18 protein-coding genes are annotated in these 17233 nt (G+C 51.6%); 6 read left to right on the top strand and 12 right to left on the bottom strand.

Features of this window, described 5'->3' with window-relative positions:
* Position 1: 1 nt before the first annotated feature.
* On the bottom strand, positions 2 to 799 hold the full coding sequence (locus J0L72_01485; protein MBN8689443.1) for a hypothetical protein: 798 nt from the start codon (positions 797 to 799) through the stop codon (positions 2 to 4).
* 75 nt (positions 800 to 874) lie between these two features.
* Between J0L72_01485 and J0L72_01480 the strand changes: the two genes are divergently transcribed.
* Both J0L72_01480 and J0L72_01475 read left to right on the top strand, forming a co-directional pair.
* On the top strand, positions 875 to 2566 hold the full coding sequence (locus J0L72_01480; GenBank protein MBN8689442.1) for a glycosyltransferase: 1692 nt from the start codon (positions 875 to 877) through the stop codon (positions 2564 to 2566).
* Positions 2567 to 2649: 83 nt separating this feature from the next.
* Positions 2650 to 3480, top strand: a complete 831-nt coding sequence (locus J0L72_01475) for a tetratricopeptide repeat protein (GenBank protein MBN8689441.1) — start codon at positions 2650 to 2652, stop codon at positions 3478 to 3480.
* Here J0L72_01475 and J0L72_01470 read toward each other — a convergent pair.
* The 5 genes from J0L72_01470 to J0L72_01450 all read right to left on the bottom strand — a co-directional run bounded on the left by J0L72_01470 (position 3472) and on the right by J0L72_01450 (position 7535).
* A complete protein-coding gene (locus J0L72_01470; protein MBN8689440.1) occupies positions 3472 to 4902 on the bottom strand; it encodes a hypothetical protein in 1431 nt (476 codons plus the stop codon). The two genes, J0L72_01475 and J0L72_01470, sit on opposite strands and share 9 nt — an antisense overlap.
* Before the next feature lie 32 nt (positions 4903 to 4934).
* On the bottom strand, positions 4935 to 5738 hold the full coding sequence (locus J0L72_01465; protein ID MBN8689439.1) for a YwiC-like family protein: 804 nt from the start codon (positions 5736 to 5738) through the stop codon (positions 4935 to 4937).
* A 116-nt stretch (positions 5739 to 5854) separates the two neighbouring features.
* Positions 5855 to 6655 (bottom strand): DUF4394 domain-containing protein, encoded by an 801-nt coding sequence (locus tag J0L72_01460; protein MBN8689438.1) that lies wholly within the window; start codon positions 6653 to 6655, stop codon positions 5855 to 5857.
* A 60-nt stretch (positions 6656 to 6715) separates the two neighbouring features.
* A complete protein-coding gene (locus J0L72_01455) occupies positions 6716 to 7051 on the bottom strand; it encodes a helix-turn-helix transcriptional regulator (GenBank protein MBN8689437.1) in 336 nt (111 codons plus the stop codon).
* A gap of 1 nt (position 7052) precedes the next feature.
* Entirely contained in the window at positions 7053 to 7535 is a 483-nt protein-coding gene (locus J0L72_01450) for an SRPBCC domain-containing protein (protein MBN8689436.1), read from the bottom strand.
* A 207-nt stretch (positions 7536 to 7742) separates the two neighbouring features.
* On the opposite strand from J0L72_01450, the gene J0L72_01445 reads away from it, so the two are divergent.
* A complete protein-coding gene (locus tag J0L72_01445) occupies positions 7743 to 8882 on the top strand; it encodes a cation:proton antiporter (protein MBN8689435.1) in 1140 nt (379 codons plus the stop codon).
* Here the strand turns inward: J0L72_01445 and J0L72_01440 are convergent.
* Positions 8879 to 10651, bottom strand: coding sequence for a hypothetical protein (locus J0L72_01440; GenBank protein MBN8689434.1), 1773 nt, complete (start codon positions 10649 to 10651; stop codon positions 8879 to 8881). The genes J0L72_01445 and J0L72_01440 overlap by 4 nt on opposite strands.
* A 149-nt stretch (positions 10652 to 10800) precedes the next feature.
* Here J0L72_01440 and J0L72_01435 point away from each other — a divergent pair, with 149 nt between their 5' ends.
* On the top strand, positions 10801 to 11529 hold the full coding sequence (locus tag J0L72_01435; protein MBN8689433.1) for an SGNH/GDSL hydrolase family protein: 729 nt from the start codon (positions 10801 to 10803) through the stop codon (positions 11527 to 11529).
* A 102-nt stretch (positions 11530 to 11631) separates the two neighbouring features.
* Complete coding sequence (locus tag J0L72_01430; GenBank protein MBN8689432.1) at positions 11632 to 12072, top strand: GNAT family N-acetyltransferase; 441 nt, start codon at positions 11632 to 11634, stop codon at positions 12070 to 12072.
* A 112-nt stretch (positions 12073 to 12184) separates the two neighbouring features.
* On the opposite strand, the gene J0L72_01425 is transcribed toward J0L72_01430, so the two are convergent.
* The 4 genes from J0L72_01425 to J0L72_01410 all read right to left on the bottom strand — a co-directional run bounded on the left by J0L72_01425 (position 12185) and on the right by J0L72_01410 (position 14718).
* Positions 12185 to 12583 (bottom strand): GNAT family N-acetyltransferase, encoded by a 399-nt coding sequence (locus tag J0L72_01425; protein MBN8689431.1) that lies wholly within the window; start codon positions 12581 to 12583, stop codon positions 12185 to 12187.
* A 72-nt stretch (positions 12584 to 12655) separates the two neighbouring features.
* Positions 12656 to 12994: a YciI family protein gene (locus J0L72_01420; GenBank protein MBN8689430.1), complete on the bottom strand. Its 339-nt coding sequence runs from the start codon at positions 12992 to 12994 to the stop codon at positions 12656 to 12658.
* A complete protein-coding gene (locus tag J0L72_01415) occupies positions 12991 to 13425 on the bottom strand; it encodes a VOC family protein (GenBank protein MBN8689429.1) in 435 nt (144 codons plus the stop codon). The genes J0L72_01420 and J0L72_01415 overlap by 4 nt, the downstream gene beginning before the upstream one ends.
* Before the next feature lie 51 nt (positions 13426 to 13476).
* A complete protein-coding gene (locus J0L72_01410; protein ID MBN8689428.1) occupies positions 13477 to 14718 on the bottom strand; it encodes an RNA polymerase subunit sigma-24 in 1242 nt (413 codons plus the stop codon).
* Positions 14719 to 14863: 145 nt separating this feature from the next.
* Between J0L72_01410 and J0L72_01405 the strand changes: the two genes are divergently transcribed.
* Positions 14864 to 16090, top strand: a complete 1227-nt coding sequence (locus J0L72_01405) for a rhomboid family intramembrane serine protease (protein MBN8689427.1) — start codon at positions 14864 to 14866, stop codon at positions 16088 to 16090.
* Positions 16091 to 16106: 16 nt separating this feature from the next.
* On the opposite strand, the gene J0L72_01400 is transcribed toward J0L72_01405, so the two are convergent.
* Positions 16107 to 17231, bottom strand: a complete 1125-nt coding sequence (locus tag J0L72_01400; protein MBN8689426.1) for a PEP-CTERM sorting domain-containing protein — start codon at positions 17229 to 17231, stop codon at positions 16107 to 16109.
* Between the last annotated feature and the right edge of the window lie 2 nt (positions 17232 to 17233).

Here is a 17233-nt window from a genome sequence, read left to right as displayed (position 1 = left end):
GTTACCTTGGCGGCTTCACTCCGCCTGTCAGCTTTCTTTGAATACGCCAGAAAGAGCTCATTTTGCGCGTCGACGTCTCACCTCCAGCGATCGGAGTGACCGTACTCGTGGTTTGCGCCTTAAGTTCGTAGTAGTCCAAAACTGATTGTTCGCGATTGAATTGCATCTTGCCAGCCCCGGTCGAAATCGTTGAAACCTTGTTTTCGGCATCAGCAGGATCGGTCACGACTTCAACCGCTGCGTTTTCCATCACTTCGTACTTTTGAGAAGTCGTGAAGCTCACCGTCGCAGTCGAATCGGTGACAACCCAGAGCGTCGCGTTCGTGGTGATTTCGCTGCCGCCCAGAACTCTTACGAATGTCCATTGATCTCGCGTTGCAATTTCCTTAGTCGGGAATTCGATTGGAAAGGCGGACAGTTCAGCCATTCGAGTGGCGTCCAGTCCTGGGAGTTTAAATGGGATATCTTTGATGGGCGCCGTTGTGCTCACGAACTTGCCGTTCGGAAAAAGTTCTGTGGTTGACTTCGGCAGGAAGTCCTTGAAGTCTGAAAACTCAATCGGCAACTCCGCCCCGTTCCACAGCAATTTGGCTTCGGTGAGTTCTGTGGAAACGACCAGGTGGCCATTTTTGGGCGGCTCGTTGGAAACTTTCAAGCCAAGATGAAGTTCGGCCTTCCCTTCCTGCCCACCAAGAATCGGGATAAATCCCTCAAACGCCATATCGACGCTGTACATCTGAAAACCACTCGGTTGGGGGCCAAAGACGAGAAGGATTGCGGCGAGCGTAACAGGTTCCAATTTGTTCTCCAAAACAGTGAACGCTAAGAAATTGCTCTAAGTTTCGGCCAACTGCTTCCCGATAATCCTACCAGCATGGAAAGAAATGTGCCTCAATCGAGCTTGCCTTGGACTGGTGAGCGAATGGTGCCCGGCAAGAGCGACGTCGCTACTGAACTCTTCCACTGGCAGCGATACCTCTATTTTCGACCCTGGTACGACGATGCCAAGGTGGTTGATGCGGCTAGCGGTGAGGGCTATGGCACGGGATTCATTTCAACCTATGCCACTAGCGCGATCGGAATCGACCTTTGTGGCGATGCCGTTGCTCATGGCAACACCCGCTATTCCGATGCCAAGTTTGACGTTCACGATGTCACCACATTCGACTATTCCAATGCTGACTTAGTCGTGAGCTTTGAGACGATCGAACACGTACCAGATCCAGTCGGTTTGCTAAAGGCTTACGGCGCATGTTCGGGCAGAATTGTCATCAGCACACCAAACCGGAAAACACACTCGCCTGGCAACAGCTTGACCGATAAGCCGCTTAACAGTTTCCACACCGTCGAATGGACACCAAACGAGTTTGCTGAGCTCATTCGAGAGAATTTCCCAGATCGACAAGTTCGCTTCCTGAGCCAGGAGGGTCGATGGCCCGGGCTTATTACCGAAGGACTTGACGATGATGCGATGTATTGTATCGCCGTTATCGGTGATGGCGAGCTTCCGAAATGGCCGAGCATCGGGTTGGCAATTCCGACCGTTGATAATGTGGCACAAGCTCAAGAAACGCTTGTACACTTTAGTCGCTTTTATCCTGGCCAAATCCGATTTGCAGTAGTTTGCAACGGAAGCAGTGAAGCGACCATTTCCAAGCTAAAGGAGCATGCCCAAACCGTTCCTTACATGCTAGAGATTATCGAGTCTAAGGAGAATCTCGGATATGGACGCGGTGCAAACATCGGGCTGGATTGGCTTCGAAACAACACCGATTGTGAACTCTTTGGAGTCTCCAACGATGACGTTGTTCCAGGACCAAGCACCTTGCCAGAACTGGTTAGCGCTTTCAGCTTCTTGCAGGATTCTGGAGTGAATCCAGGCATGATTGGTCCGATGAGCAACGAAATCAACGGTTTGCAAAAGGTGGAAACCCTGCCGATTACAGACCTTGAGTCACTGCTTTATTCCGTTGAGGCTTATCATAAGCAGAATCATGGTCAGGTCGTAGAGCACTTACAGATTCGCGGACTGTTCTTCTTGATGACCAAGGAGTGTCTCGATACTGTTGGAGGTTTTGACCCTAGGTTCAACTACGGCAACTTCGAGGACGATGACCTCAATCTTCGATGCAAACTCGCGGGCTATACACTGTGGCTCTCACAGGGCTCGTTGCTATTCCACCACGGATCACAGACATTTGCACAACTCCTAGAGGGCAGTACCATTCGATATTCTGCGAGTTTAGAACGCAATAAGGAAATTTTCAAATGGAAATGGGATCTGATGGATCCTGATCAATGGCCGATGGTTTCCGAGCTGCCCGATGGTGTTAATTTGCAAGTTCCGCTTGACGCCACTTATCCAATTGAATATCCGGTCAACATGGAAGGCCAAACTTTCGATCTATATTCCCAACTATCGGATATTGAATTCGTGAAATGGGTTTATGATCGGTTGCAAGTTCGTGATCGAAGTGCACGACGAGAAGTGGTTAAGGCGCTTGTGGCTACCCAACTCACTTCTGCCGTTGCAGAAGTTCAGGAACAAAAGCAAATAGCCGTCTAATCGACTTAAGATTACAAAAACGATCCCTGCCTGATTTATAAAGATCGGCGGGGATCTTTATTTTCTTTGATATAATTGCGAACATGGTCGAGCGAATCGACGAACTTTGGGACTTTTCGAATCCGAGTGAATCGGAGTCCCGTTTTCTCAGTGCTGCCGATTCTGAGAGCGATCCGATGAATCGCGCGGAGTTGCTGACCCAAGCCGCTCGATCTATGGGCTTGCAAAAGAAGTTTGACGACGCAAGCGCGCTGCTCAATGGAGTTTCGCAATCCTTGCCAGCCGGGGACAGTATCGCAAAGGTCCGCTACCATCTGGAGTCCGGTCGAGTTCTAAACTCATCCCGAACCGGCGACCGCGGCCTCGAGCATTTCCTGGAAGCTTCGGAGATGGCAGCTCGCCTCGATGATAACCACTTGGAAATTGACGCGATTCACATGCTCGCGATCATCGGTACCCCCGAGCAGGCGCTGGCATTGAACCTCCAGGCGATTGATAAAGCGAAACGTACCACGCAGCCGAGAGCCCGAAAATGGATTGGAAGCCTAAGCAACAATCTGGGCTGGACGTACTTTGATCAGGGCGAGCTCCGGTTGGCTCTGGACCAGTTTCAAATCGCGCATGAGTACTTCCTCTCGACAGGAAACGATGCTAGCAAGGCGATCGCAAAATGGACGCTCGGGCGGGTTTACCGCGAACTCGGACAGCACTCTTTGGCGATCCAGATGCAGCGCCGGGTGTTGGAGCTGGCTCCCGACGATGGTTATTGCCACGAAGAACTTGCCTTGCTCAACCGACTCACCGGCGATCCGAAAAAGGCGCGGTATTACGCCGAAAAGGCGCTCCCATTCATCCGGGAAAATCACCCCGACGAACTAAATCGAATCCAATCTTTAGAAAAGATCCTAGTTTGAATATTCGACATACACGCCTTGAATCCAGTGGAACGGCGCCCACGTTTTGCCTCGGCCTTCATTCAAATACGGATCAATTGCGTACTTGATCGTCACATCTTTCCCGGTCGGAACCGCTCGTGACGCGTCGATCACCCATGGCCGGACGATATCTCCCGGCGCCCATCCAGCCCGACTGAATTTCCAAGTTCCTCTTTGCGGACGGCAAGGATTCAAGTAGCAGTCATCCTTCCAAAGCACATTCTTAAATTCAGATTTCCCGACAGTCACTGTCCGACCAAGAGCATAGAATTCTCCAGCGTTGTTCGAATTTGGCTCCATTCCATGTCCCGTTGCTGTGATCACTAGTTCCGCAGCCTTCGTACCCACTGAGCGCGTTACCTTGGCTGGAGGCATTTGCTTTTCGAAGCTGTTATCAGGATTTCCAATTTCTGGCTTTTCGTTCCAGAGCAATTCCACTCGCTTCGCAACCTTTTGAACTTTGCCCGGATAGTAGATCAAGTCGAAATCCACAAGCCAGCCTGTGCCGTATGTTTCGCACCAAACTTCGTAGTTTTGTTGACCCTTAAAGAGCGGGGCTAAATAGGAAACATCATAAAACCACTCATGCCCGCGGCGATATGGAGTCATGTAGCGAAGAATTTCAATTTTCTTTCCATTCTGGTCTTTGACAAACACCGCAGCCATTCGGTCCCAAGGATCAAATCCACCCTGCGGTTCATGGAGCTTCAATCGGGCGATGATTCGACCCCTGAAAAGACCGTCCTTGCCGTACAAAGAAGGTGGAACGGTGATCAAGCTCGTTTGAGAGTGACTCTTCGCGTCGGTGAGGGCGGAGCTGAAGATGCTGACCGTGGTAGGTGGGCTCGACTCCAGTGCTCGGCCAGATTCTTTGTGAGTTAACTTGTTTATGGAAGGTGAATTGGTGACCTCACTACCTTCTAATTTGGCATCAAAAGTCAAGCAAGTTGGAACAAAATAATCTTTGTATACCGCGGTCTGTTCAATCGCGACATCGACCATCGCTCCACCGGTGACAAATCGGACTTTAACCGATACATTTTTCGTGTAAGGAGATCGAAAATCAACAGAACTTAAACGATTGGCAATCTCCATTCCGTTCCAGTGGATCGAAACTTCGTGCTGAGGCTTGTTGTCAATGTTTCCGTCGGCATTGAACCAGTCTTGAGAAGGCGGATTTTCACTGTCAAATCCGATCGAGAGACCTCCCGGCACGTTTGGTTCGTCCCACGTTACTTTCGATGTGTCAGCAGACTTCGGAAACCAGCCGATGCCGGCGCCTTTGCTCTTGTAAGGCAATTTGAGTTCGAAATTCGCCTCCCAAGTGGCTGCCGGACGTATGTGATTGATTTCAGCAGGGGCTTGAAGAGCGAGCGCCGCGACAATCGAAAGCAGTTGCATGGTTGCAGTATATCAAAGCGAACCAAGCTCGATTATCGCCCAATTCCCATTTGGCAAAAGCCTATTGCAAGGCTCACCAACAGCCCATATCCGAATTCCTGGAATCCAACCGACTTTGCTGGGACGACCTTGCGGAATTTGGAGAGTCCGTAGATGCTGCGAATGAATAGCACCGCAAACGCCAATCCCGGGAGCATGTTGATCGCGCCATTCTTTGACATCCAAGCACAAGTGAAAAACGCCAAGACGAATACGCAAGTCTGGGGCAATGCGCTGGCAGACAGATCCCTTTCCAGCCGGAGCCGTGCACGCACATAAAGTATCGCGCTTGCGGAATGCAGGGCGATCAAGAACCAGATTCCACTCGCAAGCCACAAATTAGCTCCACCCAAGATGGCTATTGCGGCCGCTACAGAACCAAAGCTCGCGCTGGCGATGATTTCAGGAAGCCACTCGCGGCTACTACTTCGCAAATCAAATGCCAAAACGACTGCAAACAGCGGCAGTGCAACCATCAGTGGCTTAACAAAATCTGAGCTTGGTGTGAGCCTTAGCGCAAGCAAAAAGAGAACGGCAGTCAGAAGCGAGTAACTCACGGCAAACAGAATTGCCGCCCGAGTACGGGGATAGATTTTGCCCTTGAGCGAATCCTTTAGTGCTACCTTGAGAGGCTGGTGGGTCAAGAACAGAAACAGGGCTGCAAACGATAGAACCAGTCCTGGCACTGAAAACGCGAAAATTAGCCCAGCCAGCACGGGCACCATCAAGAAGCCCCAACCACCGTGTTCGGCAGGCAATGCGACTAATTTTAAGTTGACGGTCGGCTTCGATGACATCACGCGTTCCACAAATCAATCATCGCACCAAGGCTGAATTCAATTTATGACAAAGGTCATATATGAGTGAGGCCGTCCCAAATGGGACGGCCACACATGATCACAATCTGCGATTCTTACGGCAAAACACAGATGTCGTTCGCCGTCACCGAACCCACAACCGAAGTCATGGTTCCATTGTTGAGGTTGACCGTGTAGAGCGCGCCGCCAGACATCAAGTAGCCGATGTTTGTAGTGCCAGAAATATCGAATCCGATATCACCCGCCAGGTTCTGAGTCGTCGCCCCCAGCGTATTGAGTTCACCAGAGTTAGGTGATGGAGATCCGTTGATTCCGCCTACTGTGCAAAGCGTGTCTTGGACGCCATCCACCGCGTATAGAGTGGTTTGTGTAGCGCCGATTACGCTGCGATCGTAAGCCATACCTGCAATGTTCACCGCGTCTCCAAAGTTCACGTCCGCTGGAGCGTAAGCGAAGCTGGTGTCGGTGGCAACGAGAGCACCTGTATCAGGGTGCACTCGCACATTGGAGCCATCGGTGGTCGAGATTCGAATCCGATCAACAACTGGGTTGAAATCCATATCCATCACGGCGCCAGTCGTCGGAGCGTTACCAACGAGTGTCGCCACGCCAGTAATCTGGTTGATCGCATATAAATTGTCGAGATTGCTGTAACCGTACAATTGTCCAGTTGAAGGCCGCACGTCGACAGTTTCAATGGATTCGCCGCCGCTAAGCCCAGAAATCGTCACCGTACTTCCGACCTGAGCATAGTTCAAAGCACTCAATCTCGTGAAAGACGTGCCTGCTGCGCCCAGAACCAAGATGCGCTCGCCAACCTCAGCAGTGGTACCACCACAGCCTGCCACTACAAGGGCAATGAGCCCCAATCCCAACAAAATGCTTGTGCGTTTCATGACTCCGGTAGTTTAGTAGAAATACGGTGATATTGTTACGTCAGCAGTCGACTTTTGGAATCATTTTTCGCTATTTGGTGCTTCAGCAATGCGCGCTAAGTGTTCTTCGAGCTTGGTGAGTTTCTCGGTCCACCTCTGCGTTCGAGCTTGAATCCAGGCTTGGGCTTCAGTTAGAGCCTCTGGATTCAGTTCGCGATAAACCTGGCGACCCTCGCCATGACTGCGAATCACTCCCGCTCGCTCTAATACCAATATGTGCTTTGCCGCAGCCTGTCTAGAGACTCCCACACCCTGCACCAGTACCAGGGTTGGGAGCCGCTTCTGATTCGCAAGGCGTTCCACGATTTCAAGCCGGATCGGATCGCCCAGCGCTTCAAAGGTCTTGTAGCATTCCAATTTAGTCCTTCCCTTTCGAGTTCGCCTGTCGCACGCCAGATTCGGTCCATGCTTCGAACTGTTCGATCATATACTTCCATCCGCCTTGATTGTCAGCAAACGCCTTTGGGCGTCGCTCTGCAGGAATTCGCTCGAATCCAAACTCGGTCATGGTCAGTTCCACTTGGCCATCATTTTCAACCAGAGTGAACCGCACGGTGGTCTGTTCGTCGGGGTGCATGGCGAGTTTCTCACCAGATTCACCCGGATGCCAGCGATAGGCGAAGCACTTCAGCTCCTCCCGCTCCGTCACCGTCGCCGTGACTGTCCCCTCGCCCTCGAAGTACATTTCCAGCGGACTACCGACTACGAAATCGCTCTCGACGCGGTCGCTAAACCAAGCTTCCCAGCCATCCTTCGTCGTCAATGACGCCCACACTTGTTGCGACGATGCGCGTGTCGTAAATTTCGCGGTGATCTCGTTTTCAGAAGTTGTAATTTCCATAATGCAACCTTTAGGTTGCTTATTATACGCGATGATTTCGATATTGGCAACCATTTGGTTGCATAAAATTGAAATTCTGGGCCTACCCGGAATTGCGTTACATGAAATGAACCTGATTTTTACCGGTAGACTGAACCTATCGAACACGATGTTTCCCTGATCGTCACGGTCGCCGCTGGCCTTGCACTTGCCTTCATTTTTGGGTTGGTGGCGGTCCGATTTCGCCTGCCTGCTCTGGTCGGATACCTCGTCGCGGGAATGGCAATCGGCCCCTTCACTCCAGGCATCGTTGCCGATTCAGGAATCGCACAGCAACTCGCAGAAATCGGCGTCAGCCTTTTGATGTTTGGCGTGGGGCTGCATTTTTCGATCAAGGATCTCTGGTCTGTTCGAAAGGTGGCACTACCTGGCGCCATCTGTCAGATTCTCGTAGCCAGCTTGCTTGGAATGTTTGCGATTCAGTCTTGGGGTCTGAGCCTGGCATCTGGACTTGTGTTTGGATTGAGTCTTTCCATTGCGAGCACGGTGGTTTTGCTTAGAGCACTTACCGACCGAAATGAGGTCACGAGCGACAACGGGCGAATCGCGGTTGGTTGGCTGGTAGTAGAAGACCTGGTTGCGGTTTCCGCCCTCGTCATCCTCCCCGCCATCGCTATGGCATCGGGCACGATTGCGCCCCAGCCTGGAGCGAACCCGTCCGTACCACTCGCGCTTCTCGAGAACCTAGCCAAGATGGCTTGCTTTGTCGGGCTGATGCTCATCATCGGCAAAAAGCTCTTCCCAACACTGCTCAAGAGTGTCGAAAAGACGCAATCTCGCGAATTGTTCACGGTTGGGGTTGTTTCTATCGCGCTAGGAATTGCGTTCGGTGCGTGGAGCCTGTTTGGAGTTTCACCCGCCCTAGGGGCGTTCTTTGCCGGGATCGTGCTCAGCGAATCATCACAGTCCGAGAAAGCCACCGAACACATCTTGCCTATTCAAGAGATTTTCACTGTTTTGTTCTTCGTGGCAGTCGGAATGATGTTCGACCCAGCAGTGCTCCTCAAACACCCAACCACGATCCTGGCCGCAGTTGGGATTGTGATTTTTGGAAAATCCATCGCGGCATATGGCATCACGCTCGCCCTGGGGTATTCGGTACGGACTGGACTTGTTATCGCAGCGAGCCTCGCTCAGATCGGCGAGTTTTCGTTCGTCTTGATCAAGATGGCTTACAGCTATAACTTGGTGCCGACCAGCCTCGTTAGCATCATTTTGGCCACTGCAGCGATTTCGATCGCGGTTAACCCGCTGGTCTTCGGCATTGCTGACCGAATCTGTCGGCGCAGGAATTCAGAGCCGTGCTAACCAGTTGACCGGTGCGGCGCGCCCTGTCTCAACCGAGCAATGGCGTGCATCGTTGCGGTCGTGAGCGTCTTCAGATTCTTTGAATCAAATTGCGAAGAATCCTCAGGATAATTCTCGATCCGGCTGGATAGTCGCCCGACCAAGTATTTGAACATTGGCTCGAACGTTGCGCGCTGGATGATTTTTTGAATTCCGGTCAGGAGCGAAGCACAATCTCGTTTCTCGCCGAGCAGTTCGAACGAGATTGCTGCGAAGAGTAATCCCCAAAGTGCGGTCTGCTGCGATGCCATCCTGAATCGTTCGGCAATGCCGCTGCCTAACAATTGGAGGCCCTCATCGACTTCTCCGATCCCGATTTTGCAGAGGCCCATCGGAGCATCGATCAACATCAAAACCTCAGAATGTGATGCCTTATTCGCTTCAATATTGGCTTCGCTAAATGCGCGGATAGCTTCTTCAAAATTCCCCTCGCAAGCCAGAGCGGTGCCCAAATACGACAGAAATACCGCGCGGCCGGAATGCGCATTATGCTCATCAAATTCCCTCAATCGGTCGCAGTGAGGCTTGCCCGAAAGGATCGATAACGGATCCTCACCCGCGAGCCAAGAGAAGATCACCCGTTGGATCAAGAGGATTTCGATACCGACCGGGTTTCCAGCTTCTTCGGCATACTTGAGCGCGATCTGCCACATCCGCGAAAATCGTTCGGAATCACCCTGATTGAAGTAGATATTCCCAAGCATCGTCGCAGCGGCTCGGAGACGTGCAGGATCAGAATCGCCCTCTAGAACTTGGTGGCCGAAATCTTCGATGCGATCACCGACCTCACCCACCGTGCCGGCAATCATCGCGTAAACCGCGCACTGCATCCGGTCAGGATTCGATCCGGTAGTGGCGTCGAGAGCGCGGGTCAAAATCTCAAGCGCTTCCTTTGGGTGATCAAAAACCTCAACTTTGAACTCAGAGCTTCCGAGAAAGCCAATCGCTCGGTCTGGCGAATCTTGCAACATTCGCCCCAAAGTGCGACCAAGTAGCCCGCCTAAATTGGTGTCTTGAGTGGGCGCGAGATTGCGTTGCCGCCGAACATTATCCGCAAGTTGAACGAGTTCAGCGCTGAATCTCGCATTCGACTCCTTCCACAGCTCAGCCTTGGCCGCGGCAAACCGCTTATAGATGTCCGCATGATCGCCCGACTCTGCACCTAGCTGGAGCAATGATCGCCAAATTTTTTCACTGTTTGGCGAAAGCGAAAGCGCTCGCTCGACGTGGGTAATCGCCTCTGAAAGCTTGCGTTTTGACTGGCAATGATTCGCCATTTTCAGAAGAGCGTCAGTTCGATAACTGATCCATTCCGATCGCTTTTCGGCGGCAAAATCGGGAAGATCGCTCGCCAAAGGCTGATCAACTATCTTCAGGAGTTGTTCGAGAAGGGCTTCTTCCTCGGCTGGGTCGATGGTCAATCCAATTTTGATTCTCAGCGCGACCGCATCATCAAAATCCGAACTTATTGAGCCCCGTTGCACCGATAAGTCGTGCTTTCCGCCACCCCATTCGGCATCGTCTCCGAGCGCTTTTTTGAGTTGAACGAGCGCGGTCCTCAATCGATTACGAGTGATTTCAGGGCTTTCTGAGGGCCAGATCATTCGACACAACTGGTCGCGCTGCCACAGTTTGCCGGGGTTCACGACGAGGAGCAATAGCAGCTTCTTCGCGCTCGAAAGTCCGAGCGATTCCCCATTGACCCGAACCTCCCCAAATACGCGCACCATGCTCTCCCTAGCAGAGTACTAGAAATCACCCCATTTCCCAAGCTGGGAGAACTGCTTGAGATTTGGAATCTTGCCCCGAGCAGACAAGCTCTGTGCATAAGGCCCAGAACGGAACTCAACACTATCGGGAAATGTTTCAAATCCCATTGATGGCTAACGGGTGGAAAATTGCAACAGGAGTTTTGACCGTCTTTTCGATTGGGCTTGTCGGTATGGCAGCAAAGCTCTACAATACCGCGGAAGACTTCTACCGCAGAGAACTAGTGGCTCGGCTCGATCCATTGGATTTGAACCGTAAGAAGCCATCTATTGAATCGAATCCTGAGCTGCCTACGATCGTCTTTCTCGGAGATTCGAGAGCGGCCATGTGGCCGCAACCTGAATATCGTGCGAACTATATCAACCTTGGAGTAAATAGCCAAACAACCGGCCAGATTTTGGAACGAGCAAAAGTTGAACTAGCAGGATTGCACCCGGACTTAGTGGTGATTCAGGCCGGCGTTAACGATCTCAAAGTTTGCGCATTGCTGCCAGAACAGAAAGAGCGCATTCAAAAACAAGCGCTATCAAATTTGGAGCAGATTTATCGTGTAGCAAAGGGCACCGGAGCAGAAGTCATTATGACTACAGTATTCCCAGGAGCAAAACCGGGATTGCTAGATCAGGCGCGGTGGAACGAGTCAGCCATACGGGCGATCATTCAGATAAACAAAGCCATCCGTGCGAGCCACAAAGATTGCCTCGATGCGGCAAAGGCACTGAGTTCCGATGAGCGTACAGTAGCCAATGGATTATCGCTTGATCTACTTCATCTAAATCCGAATGGATATCTGATATTGAATCAAGCTCTAAAGGAACGACTGGTCAAGAAATTCTGAGAATTTCAGCAGACCAACATTGTAAGTACTACAACTAAAGGTTCGTTCAAAACTGCCAAATTTCTGCCCTGAAAGCTGCGGATATCAAGGTAGCATAGTTCGGTGAAATTGCGGATAGCAAATCCGGAAGATGCTTCGCAGATTGCAAACTTGTACTTGGATATCCGCAAAGATACGGTACCGATCATTCACACGCTCACTGAAGCTGAAAATTGGATTCGGGACCAACGTATAGCTCGGGGATCATCCTGGGTTTTGGAACTAGATGATCAAGTGATCGGTTGGCTCGATGTTCATGGTGATGATCTGGACCAACTCTATTTGAAACGCGGGTTTCAAGGTCTAGGCTATGGCAAAAAGCTCGTGGACCATGCAAAGGAACTCTCCCCTTCGCGATTAGAGTTGTTCACATTCCAAGTTAACGATGGTGCGCGCAGGTTCTATGCGCGTGAAGGATTTCGAGAAGTATATTGGGGCGACGGCTCGGATAACGAAGAAGGGCAGCCAGATGTAAAACTTGTCTGGGAATCTGGCCAACGGTGAACCATACGATTATCAGCGTCAGCAATTACAGTGGGACCTCGGTCTTACGCGTAGAAAGTTCTAGACATCATCGCTTTCTTTATTCGTAACCACTTCACGACTAAATCGTTCTTTACCTCGCAGCCAACAAGTCATGCCGCCGAATGACTGCTGAAGTATAGGGGATAAATCCGCACTTCTGATAGAAGCCTTGTACATCCGGATCGCATACTAGATCTACCGTGTAGACGCGAGGCATTACTTCTAGAAGATGTTCGACAAGCCGCTTCCCAAGGCCGTTCCCTTGAAAGTCAGGAAGTACCTCGAGGCAAGTTAAGAAAGAAAAAAGGACTCCATCGGAAAGCCCAGTCGCAAATCCAATCAGTTGACCGTCATTGATGGCCAAGGCGCGGTACGGCGAATTGATCAGCAATTGCCTTAGCGTCTGCTCCGATGGTGGGTTTGGCCACCCCACAAAGAAGCCTGCCATTGAAACTTCTTCAAGTCGCTCAAGTTCCGAAGTGATCTGCACATCAATTGGAGACGTGTAATCTCTTGGCTAGGCTTCCTACTGTGAATTGGCCAGCAAGATCGGCGAGTGCTATTATTCGAGTCCAGCAAGCTGGCGAACAGGGCGGATTTCAATCGAACCATGTGCAGCGGGTGGAATCCCTGAGGCGATTCGAATTGCTTCATTCAAATCTTTAGCGTCCACCAAATAGAATCCAGCCAACATCTCCCGGGTCTCGGCGAACGGACCGTCAGTTACAGAAAGTTCACCATTACGCACGCGAACCGTAGTCGCCGATTCGATTGTATGCAGAGGCTCGCCTGCGACGAGCTTGCCGCGTCCGGCAAGCTCGCGCACGTATGCTGCGCAATGTTCATCTGGGCAAGCATCCCAGTTTTCTTTATCCAAGTAAACCAAGCATAGGTATTTCATTGTCGTTCGAGCATATTGCCATTGATTGCCCATTCGATGCCAAATTTGTCCATGAGCATGCCAAATTTTTCAGCCCAAAACGTCGGCCCAAATGGCATTGCAATTTCGCCATTTTCGCTCAATCGATCAAAAACTCGCTGGGCCTCTGCCACCGATTTGAAGACAAGCGCCACCATAAAGCCGGTGCTGGAATGAATCTGTCTTCCCGGGAAAATGTCGCTGCCATAGAGCAGCCCGCCTCCAGGAAGTTCCAGTGTTGCATTCATGATTAGATTTTTTGCCGCGTCTGGACAGACTTCGTCCCCAGGCATGTCGCCGTAGGTCATCGCAAAGACCTGGCCTCCGAATACATCGGCGTAAAACGCCATGGCATCGGCACATTTGGCATCAAAGAAGAGATAAGGGATTGGTTGGATCGTGTTCGTTTCCATGGTCAAATTTTCCATTGGAGCTCCAAAATTGAGCTCACAAAGGGATGTCGCTTAAGGACCTTGGGAATCGACATCAACAGTCGCAATTTCCAAAATTCGCTGATTCAGGTACCGCCGTTCTGGCTCTTGACGGACAAAATCCAGTGCGCGTTTGAAATCAGACAAAGCACTCACCGCATCATTTCGCCTCCAATGTAGTTCGCCTCGTGCAGCATAGGCGCGGTGATATCCCGATAAAACACCAGATGAAAGCAATCGGTCAATTCTTTGGATTCCTGCTTCAGGGCCATCACGCATCGCAATTGCGACGGCATGATTGAGGATGACCACAGGCGAAGGCTCTAACCTGAACAATAGGTCATACAATCCAATAATCTCATCCCAATCCGTCTCCGCAAAACTTGGCGCATCGGCGTAAACGGAGGCGATGGCCGCTTGCACAGAATACGGTCCAGCTCGACCCGAGGAAAATGAACTCGTGATCAAACTGCTCGCCTCGTCCAACGTCTGGCGATTCCAGAGTCTTCGATCTTGATGCTCAAGCAAGATCAAATCTCCATCTGGAGTTGTTCGCGTGTTGTTGCGCGCCTGATGAATGAGCATGAGCGCTAATAATCCGCCAGCCTCCGGCTCTGACGAAAGGGCGAAGAGTTGCCTCCCGAGATGGATTGCCAGCGACATCAGGTCCTGTCGGACAATGGCTTTCCCTGTGCTTGACGCATACGATTCGTTGAACACCAAGTAAATGGTCTTGAGAATCGCCGCATTTCGAGCCGGAAGTTCGTCGGGGGAGGGCAACTCAAACGGAATTTGAGCAGCCCGAATTTTTGACTTAGCCCGAACGATTCGCTGGGCAATAGTCTGGGTTGGAACCAGATAAGCGGCTGCGATCTCTTCGGTAGTCAACTCGCAGACCTCACGCAAAGTCAGAGCTACTTGCGCATCGGGCGAGATCGCCGGATGACAGCACAGAAATGCCAACCTAAGAAGCTCGTCACCGAATTCGCTTGGCGGTTCAAAATCAGTCTGGTGCTGGTCGTTCAGCGGCAGCAGCTTCCGCTCTTTTCGCATCATTGAAATGCCATAGTTTCGTGCCACTTGAAAAAGCCAGGCTTCAGGAATATCAGGAACACCTTTTTCGCGCCACTGGATTGCCGCGGCTCGCACCGCATCTTGCAATGCGTCTTCGGCAAGATCAAAATCCCCTAGTACTCGAACGAGCCGAGCAAACAATAGCCGGGAACTCGACCGGTAGGTCTCATCTAGGATCAAATAGGAGCATTCGGACTGCAAGCCAAAAGGTTACCAGTCCCATACTTTCTAAAATCGCAGGCATGTTCGGCCTTAATCTGTAGCAATTTTGTTTAATTCATTAATCGAAAATTTGTACTTCAAATCCTTACAAACCGGACAGTCTGGTGTAAGATAAAAGTCAGTCATGATCCCGTTCCGCGTCAAGAATCCGCCCGAAAGTCTGCCCATCGCAACCTATAGCTTGATTGCGCTAAACACAATCATTTTCTTCGCGACTCAGCAAGAGATGGAGATTCCGAAGGCGACGGCTGAGGCTCATGGCGTGTCGATTCTGAATCTGTCGCCGATCACGATTCTGACGTCGATGTTTCTCCATGGCGATGTGATGCACCTCATCGGAAACATGCTGTTCCTTTGGATTTTTGGGTCGGCGGTCGAAGGGCGGTTGCGCACGCCCAAGTTCCTTATGCTCTACACCATAGCAGGGTTCGCCGGTGCTCTCGCGCACCTCGGCCTGCTGAGCACCAAGATCACAACGATGCCGTTGATCGGAGCGAGTGGCGCAATCATGGGCGTGGTCGGGGCGGCCATGTTCATGTTCCCATACGCGCCGGTCTGCTTCGTTTTCATCACGTTTTACAGGCTGACGCAGGGCGAATTTACCATCGAATTGCCGATGTGGGGCGCCGCGCTTTACTACTTCGCGTGGGACATCTTGGGTGCGATGCTCAACTTCGTGGGGATCGGAGGCACTGCTCACCTGGCGCACTTGGGCGGCGCGATCGCAGCGATTATTCTCTGCTTCATCATGCGACCCAAGAGGGATGACGCCTACGTCGCAGATGCCAAAAAGACGCTTGCAGAAGGCGGTGATTACACCCTGCTTTGGAAGCGGCAGCTCGAAGATCTGGCAAAAACTCAGCCTGACAACCACAAGGTTGCGGTTGCTCTCGTGATTCGGTCCTACGAAGAATCGAAAATGGTCAAGCCCGAGCACCTCGCGCACTTCCGAAAGCACTTCCGAGCGATATTGGCCGATCCGAATCTGCTCGACGCCTTGGCGAAAGCATCGATCCAAGTGATCGGCAAGGATCCAACCGCGCTTCCACGAGGAGATTACGTCCGGCTTGGTCACGAACTCGTCAAGAAGAGCCAGGTTCACCCCGCGCGAACTCTGTTCGAAGGCGTGCGCAAGATGAGCAACGTGCCAGATTCAGAAATGGAAACCGCGACGTATCAGTTGGCGCAGAATTATGACCAGTGGCTGAACCAGCCCGAATCCGCTTACAACCTCTACTACGAGTACTATCAGAAGTACCCGATGAGCCCGTTCATCCCGGCACTCACCGAGCGCATGCGACAGATGTACCCGGCTGTAGAAGCTGCCGCCGCCGCCCGCCGACTGACTTAGGATATGTCGCCGTGACTTAGCCGGTAGCAGCCGACTTTCGTCTTCGTCGTCGGAGAACGACGCCCACCAGCCCAACTCCGAGAACGATTAGTTCCGATGGCTCCGGCACTGGGGTGAGGAGTAGGTTCTGCTTGTAGACACTGCCGATGTATCCTGCTGCGATTATCTCCCTTCGATTGTTTATCCCGACTAGGTTCAACCTTGCTCCACCCGTGTTCGTGAATGACGAAGTAATGTCCATTAGCCCAGTGGACTGTGACCACATGTAGTTGCGTGCGACGCCATTCCGGAGCACAGTGACGACGACTTCACCGTTCTCGTTCATGTATGTGCTTTCGGTGGGTGGGCTTGGGTCATTAACCCGATCACCAATATATATCTTATGAAGCAGTTGCCCCGATGTATTCCAGATGGCAAGATGTTTGCCGTTAATATCATTCAACGTCCCACTGATCAGCCCGCTGGAATTGATAGCCGTTGCCGACCCGTAACTGCTTGGTTGAGTAAGGTCCACATAGGTTCCATTAGCACGCCAAAGAATCGGGTCGAGATTGACACAGCCGACGATGTTTCCAGCCTCATCGACGTCTCTGGCCATGTTATAGCCGTCCCAATACCCTGGGGTTAGAGGCATTCCCGTCGTGGGTGAATACACCGTTGCAAATCCATTGCCAGATGAGCCTGTTTCGCGTGTATCTAGCGCGCGACCTACGGCAACACGGGAATTGTTGATCGCATAGGTTTGTACTTCATAATATCCGGCCACAGTGGGGACAACAAGGCTTGTAATTCCAACCCCCGGTGTCCAGCAACTCACTTTTTGAAGAGGATTGCCGCTATATCCATAACCCCAAACGGCGACTTCGCCATTTTCATTTATCCCACCCGAGATTGTCTGATAGAGGTTATATTCTGAATTGACAAGCGATTCTATTTGACCTGAAGTGCTAACCCGGAAAACCCTGCTGTTAATACTCGTGTGGACCGCCATTTGGCCAGCATTATTGATACCGGTAATCCGGAGGTCTGATTGGCCGGGCACAGTCACCTCACGCATCGACCAAGTCAATGCATGAGACTGCAAGCAAAGTGCAACCGCGCCCGCAACCACCAACAACCTCGTCCTCAACGCGAAACCCATCG

The sequence above is a fragment of the Armatimonadota bacterium genome, from assembly GCA_017303935.1.
Lineage (GTDB): Bacteria > Armatimonadota > Fimbriimonadia > Fimbriimonadales > Fimbriimonadaceae > JAFLBD01.
The sequence above is the reverse complement of the archived record's forward strand: the minus strand, read 5'-3'. Positions and strand labels throughout refer to the sequence as shown.